Annotated in this window: 17 protein-coding genes; 4 read left to right on the top strand and 13 right to left on the bottom strand. The window is 31.5% G+C overall.

Annotation, left to right across the window (positions count from 1 at the left end; all coding sequences use genetic code 11):
• Window positions 1-5: 5 nt before the first annotated feature.
• From ACH2BP_RS07635 to ACH2BP_RS07595, 9 genes are all read right to left on the bottom strand, one after another.
• The gene (locus ACH2BP_RS07635) at window positions 6-359 is read right to left on the bottom strand and encodes a hypothetical protein (protein ID WP_395058575.1); all 354 of its coding nucleotides are present in this window, start codon (window positions 357-359) and stop codon (window positions 6-8) included.
• Window positions 360-366: 7 nt separating this feature from the next.
• Entirely contained in the window at window positions 367-3,375 is a 3,009-nt protein-coding gene (locus ACH2BP_RS07630) for a glycoside hydrolase family 3 N-terminal domain-containing protein (RefSeq protein ID WP_395058573.1), read from the bottom strand.
• Between the two features lie 152 nt (window positions 3,376-3,527).
• On the bottom strand, window positions 3,528-4,010 hold the full coding sequence (locus ACH2BP_RS07625; protein WP_395058571.1) for an ABC transporter ATPase: 483 nt from the start codon (window positions 4,008-4,010) through the stop codon (window positions 3,528-3,530).
• A gap of 11 nt (window positions 4,011-4,021) precedes the next feature.
• The gene (locus ACH2BP_RS07620) at window positions 4,022-4,816 is read right to left on the bottom strand and encodes a phosphatase PAP2 family protein (protein WP_395058569.1); all 795 of its coding nucleotides are present in this window, start codon (window positions 4,814-4,816) and stop codon (window positions 4,022-4,024) included.
• The gene (locus tag ACH2BP_RS07615) at window positions 4,816-5,607 is read right to left on the bottom strand and encodes a (Fe-S)-binding protein (protein WP_395058567.1); all 792 of its coding nucleotides are present in this window, start codon (window positions 5,605-5,607) and stop codon (window positions 4,816-4,818) included. Before ACH2BP_RS07615 ends, ACH2BP_RS07620 begins: the two co-directional genes overlap by 1 nt.
• A 78-nt stretch (window positions 5,608-5,685) precedes the next feature.
• A complete protein-coding gene (locus tag ACH2BP_RS07610; RefSeq protein WP_395058565.1) occupies window positions 5,686-6,129 on the bottom strand; it encodes a phosphoheptose isomerase in 444 nt (147 codons plus the stop codon).
• A gap of 136 nt (window positions 6,130-6,265) precedes the next feature.
• The gene (locus ACH2BP_RS07605) at window positions 6,266-7,591 is read right to left on the bottom strand and encodes a 4Fe-4S dicluster domain-containing protein (protein WP_395058563.1); all 1,326 of its coding nucleotides are present in this window, start codon (window positions 7,589-7,591) and stop codon (window positions 6,266-6,268) included.
• A gap of 17 nt (window positions 7,592-7,608) precedes the next feature.
• Complete coding sequence (locus tag ACH2BP_RS07600) at window positions 7,609-8,559, bottom strand: MlaD family protein (protein WP_395058561.1); 951 nt, start codon at window positions 8,557-8,559, stop codon at window positions 7,609-7,611.
• A 41-nt stretch (window positions 8,560-8,600) separates the two neighbouring features.
• Window positions 8,601-9,770: an N-acetylmuramoyl-L-alanine amidase gene (locus ACH2BP_RS07595; RefSeq protein ID WP_395058559.1), complete on the bottom strand. Its 1,170-nt coding sequence runs from the start codon at window positions 9,768-9,770 to the stop codon at window positions 8,601-8,603.
• Between the two features lie 77 nt (window positions 9,771-9,847).
• Between ACH2BP_RS07595 and ACH2BP_RS07590 the strand changes: the two genes are divergently transcribed.
• Window positions 9,848-12,571 (top strand): putative LPS assembly protein LptD, encoded by a 2,724-nt coding sequence (locus tag ACH2BP_RS07590; RefSeq protein ID WP_395058557.1) that lies wholly within the window; start codon window positions 9,848-9,850, stop codon window positions 12,569-12,571.
• 23 nt (window positions 12,572-12,594) lie between these two features.
• Entirely contained in the window at window positions 12,595-12,975 is a 381-nt protein-coding gene (locus ACH2BP_RS07585; protein ID WP_395058555.1) for a RidA family protein, read from the top strand.
• A gap of 117 nt (window positions 12,976-13,092) precedes the next feature.
• Here ACH2BP_RS07585 and ACH2BP_RS07580 read toward each other — a convergent pair whose 3' ends face one another.
• Entirely contained in the window at window positions 13,093-14,406 is a 1,314-nt protein-coding gene (locus ACH2BP_RS07580) for a tetratricopeptide repeat protein (RefSeq protein ID WP_395058553.1), read from the bottom strand.
• An 84-nt stretch (window positions 14,407-14,490) separates the two neighbouring features.
• Window positions 14,491-17,106, bottom strand: a complete 2,616-nt coding sequence (gene gyrA / locus ACH2BP_RS07575; protein WP_395058551.1) for a DNA gyrase subunit A — start codon at window positions 17,104-17,106, stop codon at window positions 14,491-14,493.
• 256 nt (window positions 17,107-17,362) lie between these two features.
• Here gyrA and ACH2BP_RS07570 point away from each other — a divergent pair, with 256 nt between their 5' ends.
• Window positions 17,363-19,918: an ATP-dependent Clp protease ATP-binding subunit gene (locus ACH2BP_RS07570; RefSeq protein WP_395058549.1), complete on the top strand. Its 2,556-nt coding sequence runs from the start codon at window positions 17,363-17,365 to the stop codon at window positions 19,916-19,918.
• Window positions 19,919-20,038: 120 nt separating this feature from the next.
• Window positions 20,039-21,412, top strand: a complete 1,374-nt coding sequence (rimK, locus tag ACH2BP_RS07565) for a 30S ribosomal protein S6--L-glutamate ligase (protein ID WP_395058547.1) — start codon at window positions 20,039-20,041, stop codon at window positions 21,410-21,412.
• Between the two features lie 40 nt (window positions 21,413-21,452).
• Here rimK and ACH2BP_RS07560 read toward each other — a convergent pair whose 3' ends face one another.
• Together ACH2BP_RS07560 and ACH2BP_RS07555 are read right to left on the bottom strand one after the other, a co-directional pair.
• Window positions 21,453-22,307, bottom strand: a complete 855-nt coding sequence (locus tag ACH2BP_RS07560; RefSeq protein WP_395058545.1) for a neutral zinc metallopeptidase — start codon at window positions 22,305-22,307, stop codon at window positions 21,453-21,455.
• A gap of 44 nt (window positions 22,308-22,351) precedes the next feature.
• Window positions 22,352-25,782, bottom strand: a 3,431-nt coding sequence (locus ACH2BP_RS07555; protein ID WP_395058543.1) for a PAS domain S-box protein, incomplete at its 5' end; no start/stop codon positions are given.

The following is a 25,782-nucleotide window of genomic DNA, read 5'->3' as shown; positions in this document are numbered from 1 at the left end:
TACAATTATATTTTACAACAACCATCTAATGATGCAATTCCTTCGGCAGTTGCTTTTACTTCATCTGCGCCATAACCCATTTTTGAAATACTATTTTTTATAATTTGCAAATTGGTCTTTTTAGGATTAAAATATACTGTAAATGTCATTTTTTTATCATCTAACTCATACATTTTTACGCCTTTTATTTTAAGCATTTCTGTCTTAAACTTCAGTCCACAAGTTTCACATTCCTTGCAATGATCACAATTTAAAGTGGTTTTGATAACTACTTTTTGAGTTGTTTTTTGAGCGAACGTTGTATTTGAAATGAAGAATACAAATATGATTAAGATTGTTGATTTTAATAAATTTTTCATTTTAAAATTATTTTATTATTGCTTCATAAATAATCTTCTGAATATCTTCTCGAATATTTTCTTTAGATAATTTGTTCGGTGCATTCGAGTCTGGAAAAGTTCTGTTAGATAAGAAAACGTAAACAATTTCGGTTTCTGGATCTACCCAAGTCATGGTACCTGTAAAACCTGTATGACCAAAACTTGTTAATGATGCACAACCGCATGTTGGCCCCGATGTTCCTGGCAATTGTGGTTTGTCGAGTCCTAGTCCTCTCCTATTTCCTTCGGCACAAAAATAACAGGTGTTAAAATCATTAAATGTTTGCTCAGAAAAATATTGAATACCTCCGTAATTTCCTTTTTGCAAATACATTTGCATCATTTTTGCAACATCATTAGAATTAGAAAAAATTCCTGCATGACCTGCAACACCACCTTGCATTGCTGCTCCCATATCATGCACATAACCTTGAATTAATTGATGACGAAAATAAGTATCAACTTCCGTTGGCGGAATTATACTCATATCGAACTTACGCAAAGGATTATATAACGTATTATTCATTCCTAATTTAGAAAAGAAATTTTCTTGAGATAAAACATCTAGCGTTTTATTGTTTACTTTTTCTAAATATTCTTTGAGCAAAATAAAAGTAAAATCGCTGTATTTGTATTCTTTTTTTGGTAATAATTTACTTCGAATTATTTTATTTATAATGGTATCTTTATATGATTTACTTATAAATAAATTCTCAGTCACTTGTTCAGAAAACCCAGTTAATCCAGTTTTTCGATAATATTTTTTTAACGGAAGTTTAGTCACCGAATCGACTGTGGTTTTATAAAACGGAATCCAAGCTTGCAAACGAGCATAATGTGATAACAAATCTTTAAATCGTATAGAATCTTTGTCTGTTCCCTTGGCTTCTGGAAGCATAGAACCCAATGTTGTTTCTAGATTTATTTTTTTTGCATCATATTCTTTCATCACATTAGGCAATGTTGATACGATTTTTGTTATTGATGCAATATCATAAATATCTGAATTTTTTACTTTCGTTTCATTCTTGTATGTATGATAACCAAATGATTTCTGATAAATAACTTTACCTTTTCTTGCTACTAAAATTTGAGCTCCAGGCGTCATTTTTTGATCAATTGCTTTTTTGGCAATTATTTCAATTTTAGATAATATTTCGGAATTCATTCCAACATTCTCGGGTGTTGTGAATCCTAATCTATTTATTGTCCTAATAGTTAATCCATCTCCTTGTTTAAAAAATTCTCCAATAGAAACTGGAATTTTACCTTTTGCTTCGATAGTTCCAAAAATTAATTCGGCAGAAACTTCTTGTGCAATATCACCATTTTGATAAGTTAAGATTAATCCTTTTATATTATCGAAATTCTTAATTTGTAATAATGTATATGGCTTTGCAAACACATCTAGAATTACATTGTTGTTTTCTGATATTTTTTGAATCCAAAGTAGCTCTTTTTCGGAAAATTCATGTTTTTTCCAAGCTTTATCAGATTTATGAAAACCTATTATTACAGTATTAAATTGTTTTAAATCTTGATTTAAACTATCAATATTCTCATTAAAAACTTCGGTAACTTCGGCATATTTATTTAAAGTTGATAAAAAAGTATTTCCAGAATCGTCGCCTAATTTCACATAAGCAATTCTACTTTTTGCCAAGTCCTTTATTGGTATGATTGAGTCTTTATTTTGTAGAAGTGTAATCGCATTTTCATACAATTTATATTGTAAAGAATTGTTAATCGGCTTATTCAAATCTTTATATAAAGTACTAGTTTCAATCGGTTTGTATTTATTTAAACCTGATTTATGTTTGTATTTTAATATTTTTTTTACCGAAAACTCTATTCTATCATCAGTAATTAATGTGTCTTTGTAGGCTTGCGTAAATTTTTCGATTGCTGTAGGAACATCTTCCGGGAAAAGTAAAATATCATTTCCAGCAAGGAAGGCTTCTAGGTCTATTTCGCCTGGTTTTTTAAAATTACTAGCACCTTTCATATTCAGTGCATCGGTAAAAATTAAACCTTTAAAACCCAAATCTTTCTTTAAAACATTGGTTACAATATTGTATGATATTGACGACGGATAATTGGGACGATTTTCTAAACTTGGTACGTTAAGATGTGCCACCATTACAGATGCTAATCCTAAACTAAACATTTTTTTGTAAGGATAAAACTCGACATCGTCTAATCTATCTTTCGAAAAATTAATTGTTGGCAAACCATGATGGGAATCGGTTTCTGAATCACCATGTCCTGGAAAATGTTTTCCTGTCGAGAAAACACCTTGATTTTGAAAACCTTTCATCAAAGAAACGGCTCTTTTAGTCACTTCTTCTTTATTTTCACCAAAAGAACGATTTCCAATAATTGGATTATTCGGGTTTGTATTAATATCAATTACAGGAGCAAAGTTAAACTGAATTCCAATTCGCTTGGTTTCCTGTCCCATTTGTACACCTAATTCTTCGATGAGTTTCATGTCTTGAATGGCTCCAAGTGTCATATTCCAAGGATAACGATAGGTAGAATCTAGTCGCATACTTAATCCCCATTCGGCATCATTTCCAATAAATAAAGGGATTTTAGACTCTGCTTGAAATCGATTGGTTAGTTTTGCTTGACGAACTGGTCCGCCTTGAAAGAAAATTAAACCGCCAATTTTATAGTTTTTTATCAGTTTATCTAACCCATTAAAATGAATAGTATCTTTGTTAGAATAGGCCGCAACCATAAATAATTGACCTAATTTTTCTTCGAAAGTCATGGTGTTGTAAATACTATCTACCCATTTTTTTTCTGAATCTGTATCTTCAAAAAGATTGAAACCAACTTTTGAAGGGTCAATAAATTTTTCAGTTTTAGATTTTTCTACATTTTTAGAAATGGCATTTTTTTCCTTACTCATATTTTTATTTACAGAACAATTGACCATAAATAAAGTGAGTACGGAAAACAATAGAAACTTAAAACCTAAATTTTTCATTATAATTCTTTATGACTGTCCGCTTTGTGGACTATTTTTTTATCAAAAATTTACAAATTTTTCTTTGATTATTGAATTTGTATAATTTTTTTATCGCGAATTCCCTGATTTATAATCTGTGAATCAGCGAAAAAAAACGTTATGCAATTTTTTTAAAAGAAACGACTGTGCCAGCTATCTTCTGCGGGAACTTCCCAAGATTCGTTAAATTCTTCGATAGAATTTACTAGATTATTGAAGACGATAGTCGAACCTGTAACGGCTTTGTCCTTTGCCATTTTTTTGAATTCGATTAATGTTTTGTGGGCTACAAACTCACCATTTTTGAAAGTTACATTCATTTTATCTAACAAATCAACTTTGTATTTTTGTTCTAATTCTTGAATAAATTGAACAGATTTATCGATAGAACAACCTGTCGCGGCTTGCACTTCCGGATTTACTGCAAAAATGATAAATCGATTATACTTTAGCAAATAAGACGCTTCAAGACTTGTCCCATGTGCAGACCAATCTTGAATAAATACTTCTGTTGAAACCTTGATTTCAGCAAATTCCTCATCGGTAAATTTACGATTGGATTGATAAATCCAAATTTTTGATTCTAATGGTAAGTCTTCAAATGGAACTAACATATATTTTTTTTTTAAAATGTAGAAACTAATCCAAAACCCGTAGTTTTCCCATCATAATATGGAATAAATGCTGTTTTTGTATTTGATTCTTTTTTGTTTGTGAAAAGTTTACTTACAGCTGGGTATAACCAATATCCAGCTTTGGCACTTAAAATTCCTATTCCTGCTCCAGCAACCACATCGGACAACCAATGTCTATTGTTGTACATTCTGAAAAGTCCTGTTCCCGTAGCAATTACGTAACCTGAAATTCCGTACCAGATTGATTTTTCTTTATACTCTTGATATAACAACTCAGCTCCCATAAATGCTGTAGCGGTATGCCCTGAAGGAAATGAGTTAAAAGATGTTCCGTCAGGTCTTTCCGATACGGATGTCCTTTTTAAAGTGTTTACTGCTAATCCCATAATCAAATAAGATGTTGCAGAAATTATAGTTCTGTCTTTAAAATTATTTTTACTATTTATTCCTAATGCGTCTATTACATATATTGAAACCAAAGGTGTGTATTGAGAAAAATCGTCTATTGTTATTTTTTCATCAATATGCTCTTTTACTTCTTCTTTTATTTCAGCATTAAAAGACAATAATTGATGACTTTCTAATCCTATAACACCATATCCTATTAATACGGCTGGAATTATTAGCTGTTTATAATTAATTTTTATATTCTTATTTACATCAACTTTAACTGAATCTATAGAAATATTCTTATATATTTCTTGTGCAAATAATGAGGAGCTTATACAAAGAAAAAATAATGGTAATATAAATATTTTTTTAATCTTAATTAAGAAAACATTCATTATAAATCTTGAGCGTTTGCAATTAGTTCGGCAATGTCCATCACTTTTATGTCAGCTTCTCTTTCTTTATTTTTTACACCATCGGTTAGCATTGTGTTACAAAATGGACAACCCGCTGCAATGATTTCTGGTTTGGTTTCTAGAGCGTCCTCAGTCCTTTCAACATTGATTTCTTTGTTTCCTGGTTCGGCATCTTTAAACATTTGTGCACCACCAGCTCCGCAACACAATCCGTTGGCTTTAGAACGTTTCATTTCGACTAATTCTGCATCTAATTTTTGAATTAATTCTCTTGGTGCTTCATATATTTTGTTGGCACGTCCCAAATAACATGGATCATGAAAAGTGATTCTTTTTCCTTTGAATTGTCCACCTTCAATCGTTAATCTTCCATCGTCTAGCAATGATTTTAGGAATTCTGTGTGGTGAACTACTTCATATTTACCGCCTAATTCTGGATATTCATTTTTTATTGTATTAAAACAGTGCGGACAAGCAGTTACTATTTTTTTTGCTTCATAAGCATTTAGCACCTCGATATTCATCATGGCTTGCATTTGAAATAAAAATTCGTTTCCGGCTCGTTTCGCAGGATCTCCTGTACAGCCTTCTTCTGTTCCTAATACTGCAAATTCGACGTTTGCTCGATTTAGAATTCGTACAAATGCTTTTGTTATTCTTTTTGCTCTATCATCGAAACTTCCTGAACATCCTACCCAAAATAATACTTCTGGTTGTTTGCCTTGAGCTAGCATTTCGGCCATTGTAGGCACTATTAATATTTCTTGCATAATATATTGTTTAATCGTTTTTTGTTTAATCGTTTAATCGATTGAGCGATTAAACAGTTAAACAATTAACCTATTTAATTAGTGTTTTCCGTCGTCGAAGACTTGTATTGTTACTTGTTTGTCTATCAAATATGTAAATTTTCCTTGGTAACGTGTTGCTTTTACTAGGTGGTTGTCTATCCAGTGATAGTTTCCTCCACGTGGTTTTCCCATGACCATTCCGTGGTATTTGAATCCATGCTTTTTGAGCCAAATTTCTGTATATTCACGGTGTTCTTCGGTTCTTGAGGTAAAAAAGAAAATAATATGTCCTTCGTCGTACCATTTGTTTAACGTAACTAATGCGTCTGGATAAACTTGGGCAGTTAGCATGCGTTCTGGTTCTTCGTTTGGAATATCATCGCAAATGGTACCGTCTATGTCTATCAGATAGTTTTTCACTCCTTCTGGTAAAATGGGGCTTATGGTTTGTCCGTTTTCTGATGCGGCTATTAAACTTTTATCTAAATCTTCGATGTTCATTGTACTGTTTATTTATCCTTGTTTTTGCGTGAGGGATTGAGGCGGTATCCTTTTTTGAGGCTTTTTTGCCGAAAAAAAGATATAGCCGAAAGCCCGACCCCGCCATTAAAAGCGGGGTCACGCCCAAAATATAATTTTATTCGTTTTTCCAATTTAATCGGTCTTGCTGGTTGTATTGCCATGGCGCTCCGTTGTTTTCGATATTTGTCATCATAGCATTTAGCGACTGTGGCGCAGCACTTTGCTCCATAACTAGGTAACGACGCATGTCCATAATTATTGACAATGGACTGATATTTACGGGACATTCTTCGACACAAGCGTTGCATGATGTACATGCCCAAAGTTCTTCGGGTGTGATGTAATCGCCCAATAGGAATTTCCCATCTGGAATAAATACACCTTTGTTGGCATCTATATTATTTCCTACTTCGACCAAACGATCACGAGTATCCATCATGATTTTTCTTGGTGATAATTTTTTTCCTGTTTGATTGGCTGGACATGATGATGTACAACGACCACATTCGGTACAGGTATAGGCGTTTAGTAACTGAACCCAGTTTAAATCTTGCACATCTTGCGCTCCGAATTTACTAGGAACTGCATTGTCATCTGGCGCTGGCGTAGCAAATGGATCGGCATTTGGATCCATCATCAGTTTTACTTCTTTAGTAACACTTTCTAGATTGTCAAATTGTCCTTGTGGGTTTAGATTTGCAAAATAGGTATTTGGGAAAGCTAATAATATGTGTAAATGCTTAGAAAAATATAAATAATTTAGGAATACTAAAATACCGCTAATGTGTAACCACCATGCACCACGTTCTATCATTATTACTAATGATTCTGACATTCCGTTGAAAATGGGTGCAATAAATTGACTAATTGGAAACGAACCTGCTTGTGTATAATGGTGTACATTCATAGTTTGCAACCACAAATCGGAAGCATTCATAATTAGAAATAAAGACATTAAAACCACTTCAAAATATAAAATGTAGTTTGCATCAGATTTTGGCCAGCCTTTCAGGTCATTGTGTATGAATCTTTTTAGATTGATGACATTTCTTCTTATCCAGAAAACTATTACTGCAATTAATACTAAAAGTGCTAATATTTCGAAAGAACCAATTAATAAGTCGTAAAATCCTCCTAAAAAAGCAAAAACTCTATGGGTTCCGAATAATCCGTCGATCATGATTTCTAGAACTTCTAGATTGATAACCACAAATCCTACATATACAATAATGTGCAGTATTCCTGCTACGGGTCGTTTGACCATTTTAGATTGTCCTAGTGCAATCATTGCCATATTTTTCCATCTTTCTGATTGATTGTCAGAACGGTTTATATCTTGTCCTAACTTTATGTTTCGGATAATTTTTTTGACATTGATAGCAAAATACCCAATTCCTATGGATAGAATAATGAAAAATAATATATTATCTAAATAGCTCATAAATAATTATTTGTGGTTTATTTTTTTTGTATTGGTTGTTCTACATAAGGTTTTTCTTTTTTACCAAAAAGAGAAACATTGACATATCTTGTTGGGTGCAATCTTACATCTTGTAATAATAATTCTAATTCTTTTGATGCTTTAGATAAGTTAGTATACATCGCATCATCTTTTAGCAATTTGCCCATTGTTCCTTTTCCTGATTCTAAGTTGGCCAAAATCGCATTTACATTGCCTAATGTTGCATCTAGTGTTTTTACGGTTGCCCCAAGATTTGCCTTGTCTAAATCGGAAGATATTTTCGCGAAATTCTGTGTGGTTTTGTCTAAATTAGCAACTGCACTGCCTAATTTCTCTTTGTTATCTATCAATATGTCATCTACATTTTTAGATACTTTACTGAAATTTGACATGGTTTTGTTAAGTTCAGCAATAGCTAATTTAAGATTTGCTTGTGTTTGAGCGTCTAAAACCGTGTTTATATTTGATATTAAATCATCGGCATTTGCCAAAACTTTGTCTAAACGAGCTTGAAGTGGTTCTAATTTTTGCCCCAAAGCGTCTGTTAATCCTAGTTTTATTCCAGACAATAACTGATCGCCATCAACAGTCATATTAGCGTCTTTATAATTAGGAATAATAGCAATTTGCTTCCCTGCAATTACTCCTGGTTCATAAATTTGAGCCACACTTGTTTTTGAAATTGGAAACTGGTCATCATCTATTTGAAGCTCAACAAGTAGTTTTCCGTTTGTATTTAGTATTATTGAATTTACTTTTCCTATAACTTTTCCGCTTACTGTTACTGGTGCCGATGTCGCCAATCCTTCTACATTATCGTACTCGACAAATAATTTTTTGTGGCTGTTAAATAAATTTTGCCCTTTTAAGAAACTGTATCCCCAAATAAATAATAAAATGGAGGCAATGACTAATATGGCTGTTTTAATTTCTCTAGTGATTTTCAAGGTAAAATATTTTTAACAAAATTAATAAATTCTTATTAGTATTACTTCTTTAATGCTTCGTTTAGGCTAATTTTTATTCCATTTTTAAATACTACAATAAAAGCAGAATCATATCCTTGAGTTTTTGCTTCAAGCAATTGCATTTTGGCAATAACATAATCGTTAGTTTCTCCGTACATATATTTGTAGTAATCTTTTTCTAAAACAAATGAAATTTTATCTAAACCATTAAAATTTTCTGGTTTTGATTCTATTTTAGAAGTACTTGCTTTTAGTTGGATTTTAAAAACTGGTTTACTAGTGTCTAATTTTTTAGTATCAGCTGGTTTTTTTATTTCTTTTGATGTGTCTTTAGTTTGAGTTTGCACACTTACTTTTGGTGTAGAATCTTTTACAACTGGTTTTTCATATTTTTTAATCTCAATAACTGGCATTGTACCTCCAAAATGCTCTACTTTCATTCTAAAAATAGCATCAGCAATCGTTTTAGCGATATTGTTTTGTCCTTCTTCAGAGTTTAGGTAAGCTCCTTCTTCTAGGTTAGAAATAAACCCTGTTTCTACAAGAACTCTGGGCATAAATGCTTTGTGTAAAACCATAAACGGTGCTTGTGCCACACCACGAGATTTTCTATTTAATTTATTTTCTAAACCATCTTGAATTCTACTTGCTAATTCGATACTTTGGTCTAAATATTCCTCTTGCGCTAATGTTGCACTTATGAGCGATTCTGGCGAATTTGGATCATATCCTGCGTATTTTTTCTTATAATTATCCTCTAACGTAATTACTGCATTCTCTTTCTTTGCAATAGCCAAACTCGAAGCGCTCTTAGAAAGTCCCATAACAAAGGTTTCAGAACCAAATGGCCCCGGTTTTACATTTGCATTACAGTGAATTGATATAAAAAAATTAGCATTGGCTCTATTTGCAATATTAGCTCTTTCTACTAATTCGATAAAAGTATCATCGTTTCTAGTGTATATAACTTGAACATCAGGGTCTGCTTCTAATATTTTTCCAATTTTGAGAGCTATTCCTAAATTTATATTTTTTTCGACACAACCATTGTATACAGCTCCAAAATCTTTGGCGCCATGTCCTGCATCGAGAACAACTTTAAATTTAGAATTCGTTTGTCCTGAAGATGTTGCAAGAAAAAATAACGATAAGATTAAAACTAACTGTTTAATTATTGATGTAATTTTCATACTTGTATTTTTTATAAATGACCCTAAAGGTTATAATTTTACTAAATGCTTAATTTTTTTAAAAATAGATTGTAAGTTTGTCACTTCAAAAATTAAGCCATATTTTTACAAAAATAGTATTTATAGCGTTGCGTACAAACTTATTTCATATCGTTTTTTTAGCTTTTTTATTAACTTTTGGATATAACACTTCTTATTCCCAAGAGTTACCTAAAAAAAGCCCTTCTATACCTACTAAAAAACAGGAAGATAGCCTAAATATTGGTTTGAAAAATATTATTAAAACTAGCGACTCCATCAAAAAAGATAGTGTTCCTAAAAAAAAACGATTACTTGAGGGTCAAATTAAGTATAAAGCTGCGAAATATGCTAAAATAAATCAAAAAAAGAAACAAATTACACTTTATGATAAAGCTGAAGTGTATTATAAAGATGTTGAACTAAAGTCTGGAACTATTGTTATAGATTACGAAAAAGACGAAGTTTATGCAGGTCGAATAAAGGATTCTGCTAATGCTTATTCGCAATATCCATATTTCAAGCAAGGAGAAAATATAGTCGAACCAGATTCTATTCGTTTTAATTTTAAAACAAGAAAAGCCTTAATTTGGAATTCTAGAACCGACCAAGACGAATTTAGAGTAAAAGGAGAGATTACAAAACGAGAAAACGATTCGGTTTATTTTATAAAAAATGCTCGTTTTACAACTTCAAAAAATCTAGAAGATCCAGAATATTACTTTTTGGCTCGAAAAATAAAGCTAGTTCCCGGTAAAAAAGTAGTAACTGGATTTACAAATATGGTAATTGCAGGTGTTCCTACTCCTATCGCCATTCCGTTTGCATATTTTCCTTTATCGAAGGAGCGTAATGTTTCTGGAATAATTATTCCAACTTTTGGAGATTCGAATGCTCAAGGTTATTTTTTGCAAAACGGAGGATATTATTTTGCACTGAGTAAGCATTATGATTTGGCACTTTTAGGCGATTATTACACAAACGGAAGTTATGCATTTAGAGCAGAAACAAATTATGCAAAGATTTATAAATACCGTGGTAATTTAAATTTCAGGTTTGAAAATCAGATTACTGGCGAACGTGGCTTACCTGGTTATGGGAAAAATAATATTTATAATTTGCAATGGAGCCATTCTCCAGATGCTAAAGCAACTCCAAACTCGAGATTTTCGGCATCGGTGAATTTAGGAAGTCAAAAATATTTCAAAAGCTCATTTAATCAAATAAATAATTCAGCTTCATTAAACAATACTTTAAGTTCATCTATAAATTATTCGAAAACATTCAATACTGTTCCGCAAGCCAATTTTGCCATTACTGCAAACCATAGCCAAAATACAAATACAGGACAAATAAACATGACTTTGCCAACACTAACGGCAAGTTTAGACAGAATGTATCCTTTTGCTAAAAATGAAGATTCTAAAAAAGGTTTTATAAAAAACATTAATCTTACTTATAATTTATCAGCGAGAAATGAAATACAAACTGTCGATTCTTTATTTTTTAAACCTCAAATGTTTCGTGATGCAAAAAATGGTATGCAACACACGATTCCGTTAAGTACTAGTTTTAAAGTTTTAAAATACTTAAACGTATCAACATCAGTAAATTATATTGAAACATGGTATATAAAAACAATTCAGAAAAAATATAATGCCGTAACCAACGTAGTCGATGAAACCATAAATAATGGTTTCGATGCCTTTAGAACCTATAATTTTAATGCAGGATTAGGAACTACTATTTACGGAACATTTAATGTAAGTAAAGACAAAAAAATCCAGGCTATACGCCATGTTATGACACCAAATGTAGGTTATGGTTATAAACCCAGTTTCGTGAAATATTACGATACTTATGCTATCGATGGAAGCGGTAAAATGGCAGATTATAATCGTTTTGAAAAAGGAATTTTTGGAGCACCAGACAAGAATTTTTCTAATATTTTAAGTTTCTCATTAAACAATACTTTCGAAGCAAAAGTAAGAGATCGAGATTCTACAAAAGTAGAGCCCAAAAAGATTATGTTACTTAATAATCTTCAATTTTCTACAGGATATAATATGATTGTTGAAAAAGGAGGTCAAGCATGGCAACCTATTAGAGTTAGCGGCGGAACAAGTTTGTTTAAAGAAAAAATGAACGTGAATTTTGGTGCAACTTTAAATCCTTATGCGATAGATGCAAATGGAAAAGCCTTAAACATTTTTAACATAGACAATGGCGGAAGTCTTTTTAGAATGACAAGTGCTAATATGACTCTTAATTATTCGTTATCTAGTAAAAAAGAAGAAAAAAAGAAAGATGATTCATTTAACAACAAAGGGGTACAAAACGGAGGTCGTGAAGACGATCTATTTGGGAAAACCACCGATTTTAGTAACCGTAATGAAAGTCAATTTGGAAAAGATAACAAAGAAGAAAAATTTGCAGGTTTTTTTAATGCTCAAATACCTTGGGACTTAAAACTAGCTTACTCACTAACTTATGATAATAATAATCGAGAGAAAAAAATATCAAATAGTTCACTTATGTTTTCTGGAAATATAGATATAACACCCAAATGGAAAGCTGGAGTTTCGTCTGGTTACGATTTTGTACAAAAAGGTGTTACTTATACCCAATTGCGTTTCGAACGAGATTTATTAAGCTGGCGAATGGATTTTAATTGGATGCCGCTTGGTAACCAAGCTTCATGGTATTTCTTTATAGGAATTAGTTCATCTGTATTAAGCGATATTAAGTGGGATAAACGCAATACACAGGACAAAACACTTTAATTTTAGATTTAAAAATATTACAAATGAAAAAAATAATTTTTACAGATAATGCACCTGCTCCAATTGGACCATACAATCAAGCAATTTTAAGCGGAAATACTTTGTATACTTCTGGACAAGTGGCTATAAATCCTGCCACAGGAGATTTAATTTTAGATAACATAGAAATAGAAACCGAGCAAGTTATGCAAAACCTTAAAGCTGTCCTTGAAGCGGCTAATATGACTTTTGACGATGTAATAAAAACAACTATTTTCATCATGAATATGGGAGATTTTGCAAGAATAAATACTGTTTATGGAAAGTATTTTACCGAAGAAACTGCACCTGCAAGAGAAACTGTTCAAGTTGCATGTTTACCAAAAAATGTAAACATTGAAATATCAATGATTGCCGTCAAGTAGAATAAACTTTTTTGTAAATATTTTAGTTAGAAAAAAACATTTTTTAATATTAAAAAATTATCCATAAAAAATGCCCCAAATAGTATCATACTTTTGGGGCATATTCAATAGGGCTTTTTATTTTTTAGCTTTTAATGCTTTTGCCTTTTCGGTCATATCGAGTGCATTATATACATTAAGCAATGTCGATTTTATATCAGCATCACCTGTAAAAAGCTCTTCTGCTTTTTCTAAATAAGGCAATGCAGATTTATATAAGCCTTCTCGTTTCGCTTTTAAAACATCATACTTTTTACTGTCCGCAGGAGAGGTTCCCAGTTTATTCATTTGATCAAGCAATTTAGTTTCTCCTTCTAGTTTTAAAACGGCAAGATTAATATAAGCATTTCTATATTTTGGGTCAATTTGTATTGCTTTCAAATAATTTTTTTCTGCTTCAGCTTGACCATCTTTAGATTTTGAAGATATAACTCCTAAATTAAAAAATAAATCGGCATCATTTGGGTTTTTAGCTAAAACTTCTGTAATTAATTTTTTATAGGTATCAAAGTCTTCCGTTTTTAAATACAAATTTGCTTCAGTAAGTATTAATGATGTATCATCAGGATTGGTAAGTCGTGCATCTACAATAGCTTTTTTTGCTCCTGGAATATCATTTTTTGCAATGTATGATTCAACAATATTCTTATAAATACTTCCTGTTCTAGAAGGTGTTTTTTCAATTTTAGGATCAGTGTGTGTTCCAATTTTTACTGCAATATCTCTTTCGGCTAGCGAACTAAAAGCGTTGTATTCGTCATTTACCTTACTTTTTGCAATATAAGTTGTAGATTCACCAGTATATTTTAGTGCATTTAACTCATTATAATATTGAATTGATTTATCATATTCTTTGGCACGTAAAGCATATTCGGCAGCAATATAAAGTCTTTCTAAATCTTTTTTATCCAGTTGATAAATTAAATATGCCGCTTGAGAAACTTCTTTATATTTTTTTTGACCATCTAATACAACAACATATTCCCAAAATATGGGTTTAAAGTTTCTTATCGTTTCATTAATTTTATCAGTATAAAGCTTTTTACCTGTTTTCTTTTCGAAATCTAAAGTTCCATTTAATCCTGAAGATAAATCAGAAATGGTTTCCATATTTATAAAATTGGCTTTTTGCATTGTAGTTACATTAGCACCCAAAGCGTTTATTTCTAAAATAGGTAATATACTTTTATAAAATTCTGAATAAACCTTATCTTCCTCTTCAATAGCTACATCACCATATTTTGTAGCATTTTTTTTGTAATCTACTAAATCTGCATCAGTAATTATTTCTTTTGCATAGATTTTCTTTAATATTTTCACTTGATCTTTTTGAGCGAATGTTGTTAAAGAGAAAAATAATAATCCTATAATAATTTTAAATTTTGTTTTCATTTTATATGCGTATTAATTTTTATTGTTAAAATTTTAAAATTAGCATTTTCAATATCTGTGCCAAACATTGAAAACCTCATTTATTTATGCTTCATCTTCAGAATCGTCTTCCTCTTCATCGGAATCATCTTCTTCTGAATCGTCATCATCATCATCGTCGTCAGTAGTTCCTTCATCTTCAAGAACTTCTAATACTGGTTTTACTCTTTCAATTACAGATTCGATAACGTTTCCGTCTTCATCAACAAGAACCTCTTCTACATCATCTTTCATTACTTTTGTAACTGCTGCGATAGAATCTTTTCCTTTTAAGTTAATTAATTTTACACCTTGTGTTGCACGACCCATTACACGTAAATCTTCTACAGCCATTCTGATGGTTAATCCAGATTTGTTTATAATCATCAAATCATCAGCATCGGTAACAGTATTTATAGAGATAAGTTGTCCTGTTTTCTCAGTAATATTCAAAGTTTTAACCCCTTTTCCTCCACGGTTTGTAATTCTGTATTCATCAAGGCTAGAACGTTTTCCGTATCCGTTTTCTGCAACTACAAGAATTTCGCTATTCATATCATTTACAGAAACCAATCCAATTACTTCATCAGATTCGTCTTTAAGTCTAATTCCACGAACTCCAGAAGCTGTTCTTCCCATTGGTCTGGTTTTAGTTTCTTCAAAACGAAGTAATTTTCCAGATTTAACAGCTATAATTATTTGACTGTTTCCATCAGTTAATTCAGCAGATAATAATTCATCTCCTTCTTTGATAGTAATGGCTGCAACACCATTTACACGTGGTTTAGAATATTTATCTAAAGATGTTTTCTTAACTAGTCCTTTTTTGGTCACCATAATCAAATTATGACTCGTCGTATAATCTTTGTTCTTAAGATCTTGTGTACAAATAAAGGCTTTTACTTTATCGTCACTTTCTATATTTATTAGGTTTTGTAAAGCACGACCTTTTGCGGTTTTACTTCCTTCAGGAATTTCGTAAACACGCATCCAATAGCATTTTCCTTTTTGGGTAAAGAACATCATATATTGGTGGTTTGTAGCCACATACATATGCTCTAAGAAATCGGCATCACGAGTTCCGGCAGATTTTTGACCTACCCCTCCTCTATTTTGTGTTTTGTATTCATTAAGATTTGTACGTTTAATATAACCTGCATGTGAGATTGTAATTACTACATTTTCATCGGCAATTAAATCTTCTATACTTACATCTCCACCTGAATATTCGATTTGAGAACGACGTTCGTCACCATATTTGGTACGCATATCTTCTAATTCTTCTTTGATTAATGCTGTTCTTAAGTTAACATCAGCCAATAAAGCTTTCAAATGCTCGATTAATTTCATTAACTCATCATATTCTAATCTTAACTTGTCTTGTTCTAGACCAGTTAATTGACGCAAACGCATTTCTACGATGGCACGGGCTTGAATATCAGAAAGTTTGAATCTTTCGATTAATTTTTCCTTGGCTTCATCGGTATTTTTAGATGATCTAATTAATGCAATTACTTCATCAATATTATCGGAAGCAATGATTAAACCTTCTAAAATATGAGCTCTTTCTTCAGCTTTACGTAAGTCGAATTGGGTTCTACGAACTACAACATCATGGCGATGTTCAACAAAATAATGAATCAAGTCTTTTAGATTCAACATTTGCGGACGACCTTTTACTAATGCAATATTATTTACAGAAAATGATGATTGTAATTGTGTGTATTTATATAACGTGTTTAATACAACATTTGGAGTTGCGTCACGCTTCAAGATATACACGATACGCATACCGTTTCTATCCGATTCGTCACGAATGTTCGATATACCTTCAATCTTTTTATCATTAACTAAATCCGCCGTACGTTTTATCATATCGGCTTTATTGACTTGGTAAGGAATCTCGCTCACGATAATACATTCGCGACCATCAACCTCTTCAAAACCAACTTTTGCACGCATTACAATACGTCCACGACCAGTTTTAAAAGCTTCACGAACACCTTCGTATCCATAAATGATTCCTCCTGTAGGGAAATCTGGTGCCTTAATATGATGCATTAACTCATCAATCTCGATATCGTTATTTTCTAGATAAGCTAAAGTACCATTAATAACTTCTGTTAAGTTGTGTGGGGGCATATTTGTTGCCATACCAACTGCAATTCCTGTTGCTCCGTTTATTAATAAAGTAGGAACTTTAGTAGGCATTACTTTTGGTTCATACAATGTATCATCAAAATTTAACTGAAAATCTACAGTTTCTTTTTCGATATCGGCCATAATTTCTTCCGAAATTTTACGCATTCTAGCTTCGGTGTAACGCATGGCTGCTGGACTATCCCCATCTACAGAACCAAAGTTACCTTGACCATCTACTAATAAATAACGCAAAGACCATTCTTGTGCCATACGTACCATAGCATCATATACTGATGTATCTCCGTGTGGGTGATATTTACCCAATACTTCTCCGACAATTCTCGCAGATTTCTTGTGGGCAGATTTCGAAGTTATTCCTAAATCATACATACCATATAAAACCCTTCTGTGAACTGGTTTTAAACCATCTCTTACATCAGGTAAGGCACGCGATACAATAACCGACATCGAATAATCGATGTAAGCTGTTTTCATTTCGTCTTCAATGTTAATTGGTATTAACTTTTCTCCTGTCGACATACTTTATTTATGTTTAATTATGTAATTTTAAAAATCCTGCTAATATAAGCTTTCTCGATTATTTTTTATGTACTAATAAATAGAATTTTCTTCTTTTTATTAACAATATTAAAGGTTATTTTGGTTAATAAATATTACCCCTTTTAACACTTGTTTCTGAATATTTTTTGTCAATTAGCTGTCAGTACATTTGGTACGGAATGATTTTTGCATTTCTATTGATAAATCACTAAATTTACATTAACAAGATATAATTATGGATGATAATTTTTCACCAAGAGTCAAAGATGTAATTACTTATAGTAAGGAAGAAGCCTTGCGTTTAGGTCACGATTTTATTGGTACCGAACATTTAATGTTAGGTATTTTACGAGACGGTAATGGTACAGCAATCTCTATATTAAATAATCTTTCTATCGATTTAGATCATTTACGTAGAAAAGTCGAAATACTAAGTCCTGCCAACCCAAACGTAATTGTGAGTAACGATAAGAAAAACCTACATCTTACAAGACAAGCAGAAAGAGCATTGAAAACTACTTTTCTAGAAGCTAAAGTTTTTCAGGCTACTTCAATAAGTACTGCACATCTACTGTTATGCATTTTGCGTAACGAGAATGACCCAACGACTAAATTGCTTAACAAATTACAAATTGACTACGATATAGCCAAAGAACAATATTTGAATATGACACCAACAAATAACGAAGAAGATTTTCAAGATAATTTTCCTAAAAACGAATCTTCATACGGAGATGATTCAGGACAAGATGACAGTCTAAAAGGAGATAATTTTAATAATCCTGCCAATAAATCTAATAAAAAATCGAAAACACCTGTGTTAGATAATTTTGGAAGAGATTTAACTGAGATGGCCGAAGAAGGTAAACTAGATCCAGTTGTGGGACGCGAAAAAGAAATAGAACGAGTTTCTCAAATTTTAAGCCGAAGAAAAAAGAACAATCCATTACTTATTGGAGAACCAGGTGTGGGAAAATCAGCCATTGCCGAAGGTTTGGCTTTACGTATCATACAAAAGAAAGTTTCTAGAATATTATTCGGAAAACGAGTTGTGACTCTAGATTTAGCTAGTCTTGTTGCTGGTACAAAATACCGAGGACAGTTTGAAGAACGTATGAAAGCCGTAATGAATGAACTCGAAAAAAATGACGATATTATTCTTTTTATAGACGAAATTCACACCATAGTTGGTGCTGGTGGAGCAACAGGTTCATTAGATGCCTCTAATATGTTTAAACCGGCTTTGGCAAGAGGTGAAATTCAATGTATTGGTGCTACAACACTCGACGAATACCGTCAATATATAGAAAAAGATGGCGCTTTAGAAAGACGTTTTCAGAAGGTAATTGTCGAACCAACATCTGTTGAAGAAACAATTACAATCTTACATAATATTAAAGATAAATATGAAGACCATCACAATGTAACTTACACTGATGAAGCAATTGAAGCTTGTGTTAAGCTAACTGATCGTTATATGTCTGAACGATTTTTACCAGACAAAGCCATTGATGCGTTAGACGAAGCTGGCTCTCGTGTACACATCACAAACATTGATGTTCCTAAAAAAATTCTTGAACTAGAACGACAATTAGAAGAAGTTCGTGAACTTAAAAATTCAGTTGTAAAACGACAAAAATACGAGGAAGCAGCCAAGCTTCGTGACGATGAGAAAAAGTTAGAAAAAGACTTAGCCATTGCCCAAGAAGAATGGGATGATGATGCTAAAAATAATAAAATTGTAGTATCTGAAGACAATGTTGCAGATGTCGTTTCGATGATGACTGGAATTCCTGTAAATCGAATTGCTCAAACCGAAAGTAATAAATTAGCTAGATTACCAGAACTTATTCAAAATAAAGTAATTGGACAAGATGAAGCAGTTCTTAAAATTGCTCGTTCTATACAACGAAATCGTGCTGGATTGAAAGATCCTAATAGACCAATTGGTTCATTTATTTTCCTTGGACAAACTGGTGTGGGAAAAACACAATTAGCCAAAGTTTTAGCCAAAGAATTATTCGATTCTGAAGATGCCTTAGTACGTATCGACATGAGTGAATATATGGAAAAATTTGCTATTTCTCGTTTAGTAGGAGCTCCTCCAGGATATGTCGGTTATGAAGAAGGAGGACAACTAACAGAAAAAGTACGACGTAAACCATATTGTGTAGTTTTATTAGATGAAATCGAAAAAGCGCATCCAGATGTTTTCAATATGATGTTGCAAGTACTCGATGATGGTTATATGACCGATAGTTTGGGACGAAAAATCGATTTTAAGAATACAATTATCATCATGACTTCTAACGTTGGAGCTAGACAACTCAAAGATTTTGGTCAAGGAGTAGGTTTTGGGACCGCTGCAAAAGTTTCTCAAGCTGATGATAACTCGAAAAGTATTATCGAAAATGCATTAAAGAAAACATTTGCACCAGAATTTTTAAACAGAATTGACGATGTAATTGTCTTTAATGCTTTAGAAAAAGAAGATATTAATTCGATTATAGAAATTGAATTAAACAAATTATATGCTCGAGTTAAAGAATTGGGGTATTCACTTTCTTTGTCAGACAAAGCAAAGGCTTACGTTGCAGAAAAAGGATTTGACAGACAATTTGGTGCTCGTCCGCTAAAAAGAGCTATTCAAAAATATGTAGAAGATGTTCTTGCTGAGGAAATTATAACCTCAAAAATTGCTTCTGGAGACGAGATTTTTATGGATTTTGTAGATGGAGAAACTGAGTTAAAAGTTACCATTCAGAAAAAAGCTGAAGAACCAACAAGTTAATTTTTTTTTTACAATATATTTAAACCATCTTTTCTTAGAATTAGATGGTTTTTTTATTTTAAAAACTACTCTTTTATTAATTCAAATATCTACTTTTGATTTATTAAAATTACCTATAATATGTTAGCACAAAAACTAATTCTAGGAAGTGAAGAATGGTGTTCATTTCCAGATTTAAATATTCCAGTTATCAAAGCTCGTGTAGATTCAGGAGCAAAAACATCGGCATTACACGCAGTAAATATTGCTCCGTTTATTCGTGATAACGAAAATTGGGTAAAGTTTGATATAAATCCTATTCAAAATAATACCAAAACCGTTAAACATTGCGAGGCAAAACTAATTGACAAGCGTGTTGTAAAAAGCTCTAGCGGTTATCGTGAGCAACGTTTTGTGATACAAACAGAGCTTAAAATTGGCGAAGAAACTTGGAAAATCGAAATGACATTGACCAATCGAGATTCGATGGGTTTTCGTATGCTTTTGGGTCGTGAAGCCATGAGCGGAAGGGTTTTAGTCGATCCAGAACAAAAATATTTATTGGGACAACCAACTTTAGAATCGATAAAAACATTTTATCAAAACTCTGAAGAAGTAAAAAAAGGATTAAAAATTGGACTTCTTGCCAGTAATCCTGAACTGTATAGCAACAAACGTATTATGGAAGCTGGTGCCATGCGCGGACATGAAATGCATTTTTTGAATATTAAAGAATGTTATATGAAACTCGATGCTACCAATCCCGAAATTCATTACCGCGGCGGAAAAGTATTAGATAATTTTGATGCTGTAATACCTAGGATTCGTCCAAGTATTACGTTTTATGGTTGTGCGCTCACTAGGCAATTCGAAGCTTTAAAAGTTTTTTGTTTAAACTCATCGGCAGCCATCACACAATCTCGCGACAAATTATATTCATTACAATTATTACTCAATCACGGTATAGATATTCCTACCACAGGTTTTGCAAATTCTCCTTTAGAAACTGATGATTTAATAAAAATGGTTGGCGGTTCACCACTTATCGTAAAATTATTAGAAGGAACACAAGGAAAAGGCGTCGTTTTGGCAGAAACAAAAAAAGCAGCAGAATCAGTTATCAATGCTTTTAAGAGTTTAAATGTTAATATTTTAGTACAAGAATTTATCAAAGAAGCCAACGGAAAAGATTTGCGATTATTTGTTGTAGATGGAAAAGTAGTAGCTACAATACAGCGTGAAGCTTTGGCAGGAGAATTTCGTGCCAATATTCATTTAGGCGGAACGGCATCGGTTATAAAACCAACAGCCGAAGAAAAGAAAATAGCTATTAAAGCTGCAAAAGCAATGGATCTTAAAGTGGCCGGTGTAGATATTATTAGATCATCAAAAGGTCCATTATTATTAGAAGTAAATTCATCACCTGGATTAGAAGGTATCGAAGGTGCAACGCACAAAGATATTGCTGGCGAAATGATTTTAGCTATCGAGAAAAATTTCAAAATGAAACACTAATTTTTTAAACTAATACCTTAAAATTTTAAAATGATTCTAACTAATTCATTTCTGCAAAAGTATCTCCTTGACGAATATCGCCAGTTGTGTAACCTTTCATAAACCAATATTTACGTTGTTCCGATGTACCGTGTGTAAATGATTCTGGAACAACTTGTCCTTGAGTTCTACTCTGAATAGCATCGTCACCTACCGCTTGTGCGGCGCTTAACGCTTCGTCAAGATCGTCCATGTCAAGATTTTTTTGGTTGTATTTTGCCCAAAGACCTGCATAAAAATCTGCTTGAAGTTCTAGTGCTACCGATAGTTTATTGGCTTCAGCTTCACTCCTACTTTGCTGTAATTGTCTCACTTTATTAGATGTTCCTAAAACTGTTTGAATATGATGTCCCACTTCGTGAGCAATTACATAAGCAATGGCAAAATCGCCACCTTTTGCACCAAAACGAGTTTGAAGTTCTTGAAAGAAAACCAAATCCATATATACTTTTTCGTCACCTGGACAATAAAATGGACCTGATGCTGCGGAAGCGCTACCACATGCAGTTTCGACTGCATCGGTAAATAATACCATTTTTGGCTGACGGTATTCCATATTATTTTCGCTAAATATTTGTGCCCAAATGTCTTCGGTATCGGCAAAAACGGTTTTTACAAATCCACCAACTTCTTGTTCTTCTTGAGTCAATTCTCTCGAATCAGATTGCGTAGTCGTTTGTTGCTGATTCATCTGTTCTAATATTGGTGTAAGCATTTGTGCATTTTCACCACCAAAAAGATTAAGTAACAAAATAATAATTCCTAATGCTCCTCCACCCACAACTGCTTTACCACCTGTTGACATTCCTCTTCTATCTTCAACGTTTTCACTTTGACGTCTTCCTATCCATTTCATAATTTAAATTTTAAAAATGTTTATACAAATATACTTTTTACTTTTTATTGTAACCACTTCAGTAATATATTTTCAAAAACTGCTTTTATAATTGGTTTCGAAATATAATCGTTCATTCCTGTTTCTAAACATTTTTCTTTTTCGCCTTTTATTGTACCAGCTGTTAATGCAATTATTGGTATTATTTTATCTGTTTTTCTTATTTTTTTAGCGGTTTCATATCCGTTTAAAATTGGCATTTGAATATCTAATAATATAATATCTGGTTCGACTTCTAGATATTTATCTATTCCTAGCTGACCATTTACGGCCTCATAAATTATTGCATTGGGCATCATTTTTTTTACTAATGTTCTAGCAAGCAACATATTAATTTTATTATCTTCTACAATTAATATTTTTTTATTCAAATTAAAAACATTATTTACATAGTACTGGCTTACATCTTCATATTCTACTTCAATGTTGTTTATGTTTAACTCATTGGTTTTGTAATAAGAAAGATTAAGATCGAAGAAAAAAGTACTTCCTTTTTGTAAATCGCTATTCAATTCTAGCTTACTATTCATTAATATTAAAATATTATTTGAAATGGTAAGTCCCAAACCTGTTCCTCCAAAATTACGTGTTGTCGAGTTATCTTCTTGCGAGAATGGTTCGAATATTTTTTTGTGATTGTCTTTCTTGATTCCAATACCACTATCTATTACGGAAAATTTGAGTACTACGTTAGATTCTGTTTTTGATTCTACTAAAATATGTAATTCGACTTTTCCTTTGTTTGTGAATTTTACTGCATTAGACAAAAGGTTAAGTAAGATTTGTTTTATTCGTAAAGCATCAATCAATACATACTCAGGAGTTTCTATATCTATAAATAAATTTAATAAAATACTTTTTTGTTTGGAATCAAAACGAATAATATCAATTATTTGATTTGCAAGTTCGTAAATATTAACGGTTTGAAAATCTAATTCTAATTTTCCTGTTTCAATTTTTGAAAAATCTAGAATATCATTTACTACTTCTAATAAAATATTTGCTGACTGATTTACCGTTCCTAAATACTCTAATTGATTTGTATCGAGTTTTGTGTCTTGTAATAAATTTGAAAAACCTACAATTGCATTTAGCGGAGTTCGTATCTCGTGACTCATATTTGCTAAAAATTCAGATTTTGCTTTATTTGAAGCTTCTGCAAATTCTCTAGCTTTAATTTCAGTTTCGATAACTTTTTTCTCTGTAATATCTATAAGAATTCCTTCTATAAATACTACTTTTTCTTCTTTTTTAATCGCATCACCAAATTCTTCTACCCAAATATATTCTCCAGTTTTTCTTTTCAGTCTATATGTTAAATGAAATGGTGTCTTTTTAAGTACGGCATCTTTATTTAATTCATGTACTTTTTCTTTGTCTTCAGGATGAACTAAATCTATTAGAAATATCTTATTTTCTAAAAAATCAGATTTATCATATCCAGTAAGATTTTCAATTTCATCATTAACATATAGTTTAGACCATTTTTCGTTATTTTCAGAAAGGTAAACTGTTCCTGGAATATTATTTGCTAATAATTTGAATCTTTCTTCGCTTTCTTGTAACAAAGTTTCGTTTTCAATTCTTTCGATTGCTGTGGCAATATTGTTTGCTAAAATTTGTAAAACGCCAACTTCATCTTCTGTCCAAGTTCGTTCTATTTTACAATCATCAAAACCAATAGATCCATAAAATTGGTTTTTTACTACAATTGGAAAGATCAATAAGGTCTGAATATCTTGTGATTTTAATCGTTTTTTTATTTCACAATCCTTGACTTCGTTTACTACAATATTAAAAATCTCATTTTTAGATAACTTATTTATAAAAATTTTATTTTCCGAATGAGGCATGTTTTTAAGTTCCGGATTATTTATTTGAGCTTCAATATTCTCATTAACCCATTCTTTTTCTATACTCATAGAGTTTATTAAAGGATAATTCTTAAAATAAGAAATCCGATCTACTTTTGTTGCCTTCCCTATAATTGAAAATGTTTCTGAAAAAATTTGATCAATATTATTATTTTTCAATAATTTCTCAGTCGATTTAGCAATTGATAATAAAATTTCTGATTTCAGAGCCAGTTTTTTTTCTGTTTCAATACGTTTTTTCGATTCTACAACTAACGATATTATATCAGCTATAGAACGTGCAAAACTTACATCATCTGAATCCCATTTTCTAGTTTCTCCTGTATTTTGTAGACATAATATTCCTACTTTTTCGCCATTTGCAATAACCGATACATCAACCATTGATTTTATATTGTGTTCCTCATAAATATTAACAAATTCTTGAATATACTTATTATTGAAAACACTTTCAGAAACAATAATATTTTCTTTTTCAATTCCTTCAAAAAACTTAGGACAATCTAATTTTAATATTTCTGAAGGAATTGAAAATGTGTTTTTATTCAAATCATATAAACTCTCACATATAATTTTATCATTCAAATAATTCCAATAACTTATTCGATTAATTCCTGAACCTATTGATGTTGATTTTAGTATTTTATTAATTATTTTATTAAATGAATCGTCATGTGTGTATCTAATTGCTATTAAATTATTAATGATCTTATTGTAAATTTCTTTTTTTTCTTGCCTGTATTTTTGTTCAATTTCTAGTACTTTTATAAATGATATATCTCTTGCAATAGCAAGATGTCCAATAATTTTTCCTTTAGCATTTCTAGATAGCGTAACCTTTTGTGATACCCATAGTTCTTTTCCGTCTTTTCTTATTATTGGAAATTCTAAATAAGGAATTTCGTCATTAGCTAGTGAACAATCGATATAAAATTTTGTGACTTTGTCTATATAATCTTTATGTATAAATAAAGAAAAATGTTTCCCTATTCCTTCTTCTACTTTATAACCTAATAATTTTTCGGCAAATTTATTTATAAAAGTGAATTTGCCATATTTGTCGGTTTCGTAAATAATATCTGAAGCTGATTCTATAAGATTTTTATATTGATTTTCGATTTCAATTTGTTCTGTTACGTCTTGACCAATTCCTAAATATAAATCTTCTGAATATTTTGAATCTTTCCATTGAATAAATCTATAATTACCGTTTTTACATTTTAATTTTCTAGTATATAATTTTGGATTTATTTCATAATAAACTGTTGTAAACTCTTTATCACCTGTTAGTTTCCAAAAATTAAATCCTTTAACTTCATTAGAAGTGTAACCTAAAATAGAACTTATGTTTTCACTACAGTAGATGACTTCTCCTTTTTTATTAACTGCTAAAACAAGTGAAGTGCCATTATTTACAATATTATCCGCAAAAAGGAATTTGTCTTTCGAATTAAGATTAGTAATATGTCTTATATGATTTAATACAGTTATTAAAACTGAAAAAGATAAAAACACAACTGCCTCTTTTTTTTCGATAAATTCTAAAAAACACAATAAACTAA

Origin of the sequence: Flavobacterium sp. (genome assembly GCF_043756175.1) — a bacterium.
Classification (GTDB): Bacteria; Bacteroidota; Bacteroidia; order Flavobacteriales; family Flavobacteriaceae; genus Flavobacterium.
This window is presented reverse-complemented; position numbering and strand designations above follow the sequence as displayed.

Excerpts from the sequence above, each read along its gene's own strand:
- ACH2BP_RS07635 (WP_395058575.1), bottom strand. The coding sequence starts at position 359 with ATGAAAAATTTATTAAAATCAACAATCTTAATCATATTTGTATTCTTC.
- ACH2BP_RS07630 (WP_395058573.1), bottom strand. The coding sequence starts at position 3,375 with ATGAAAAATTTAGGTTTTAAGTTTCTATTGTTTTCCGTACTCACTTTA.
- ACH2BP_RS07625 (WP_395058571.1), bottom strand. The coding sequence starts at position 4,010 with ATGTTAGTTCCATTTGAAGACTTACCATTAGAATCAAAAATTTGGATT.
- ACH2BP_RS07620 (WP_395058569.1), bottom strand. The coding sequence starts at position 4,816 with ATGAATGTTTTCTTAATTAAGATTAAAAAAATATTTATATTACCATTA.
- ACH2BP_RS07615 (WP_395058567.1), bottom strand. The coding sequence starts at position 5,607 with ATGCAAGAAATATTAATAGTGCCTACAATGGCCGAAATGCTAGCTCAA.
- ACH2BP_RS07610 (WP_395058565.1), bottom strand. The coding sequence starts at position 6,129 with ATGAACATCGAAGATTTAGATAAAAGTTTAATAGCCGCATCAGAAAAC.
- ACH2BP_RS07605 (WP_395058563.1), bottom strand. The coding sequence starts at position 7,591 with ATGAGCTATTTAGATAATATATTATTTTTCATTATTCTATCCATAGGA.
- ACH2BP_RS07595 (WP_395058559.1), bottom strand. The coding sequence starts at position 9,770 with ATGAAAATTACATCAATAATTAAACAGTTAGTTTTAATCTTATCGTTA.
- ACH2BP_RS07585 (WP_395058555.1), top strand. The coding sequence starts at position 12,595 with ATGAAAAAAATAATTTTTACAGATAATGCACCTGCTCCAATTGGACCA.
- ACH2BP_RS07580 (WP_395058553.1), bottom strand. The coding sequence starts at position 14,406 with ATGAAAACAAAATTTAAAATTATTATAGGATTATTATTTTTCTCTTTA.
- gyrA (WP_395058551.1), bottom strand. The coding sequence starts at position 17,106 with ATGTCGACAGGAGAAAAGTTAATACCAATTAACATTGAAGACGAAATG.
- ACH2BP_RS07570 (WP_395058549.1), top strand. The coding sequence starts at position 17,363 with ATGGATGATAATTTTTCACCAAGAGTCAAAGATGTAATTACTTATAGT.
- rimK (WP_395058547.1), top strand. The coding sequence starts at position 20,039 with ATGTTAGCACAAAAACTAATTCTAGGAAGTGAAGAATGGTGTTCATTT.
- ACH2BP_RS07560 (WP_395058545.1), bottom strand. The coding sequence starts at position 22,307 with ATGAAATGGATAGGAAGACGTCAAAGTGAAAACGTTGAAGATAGAAGA.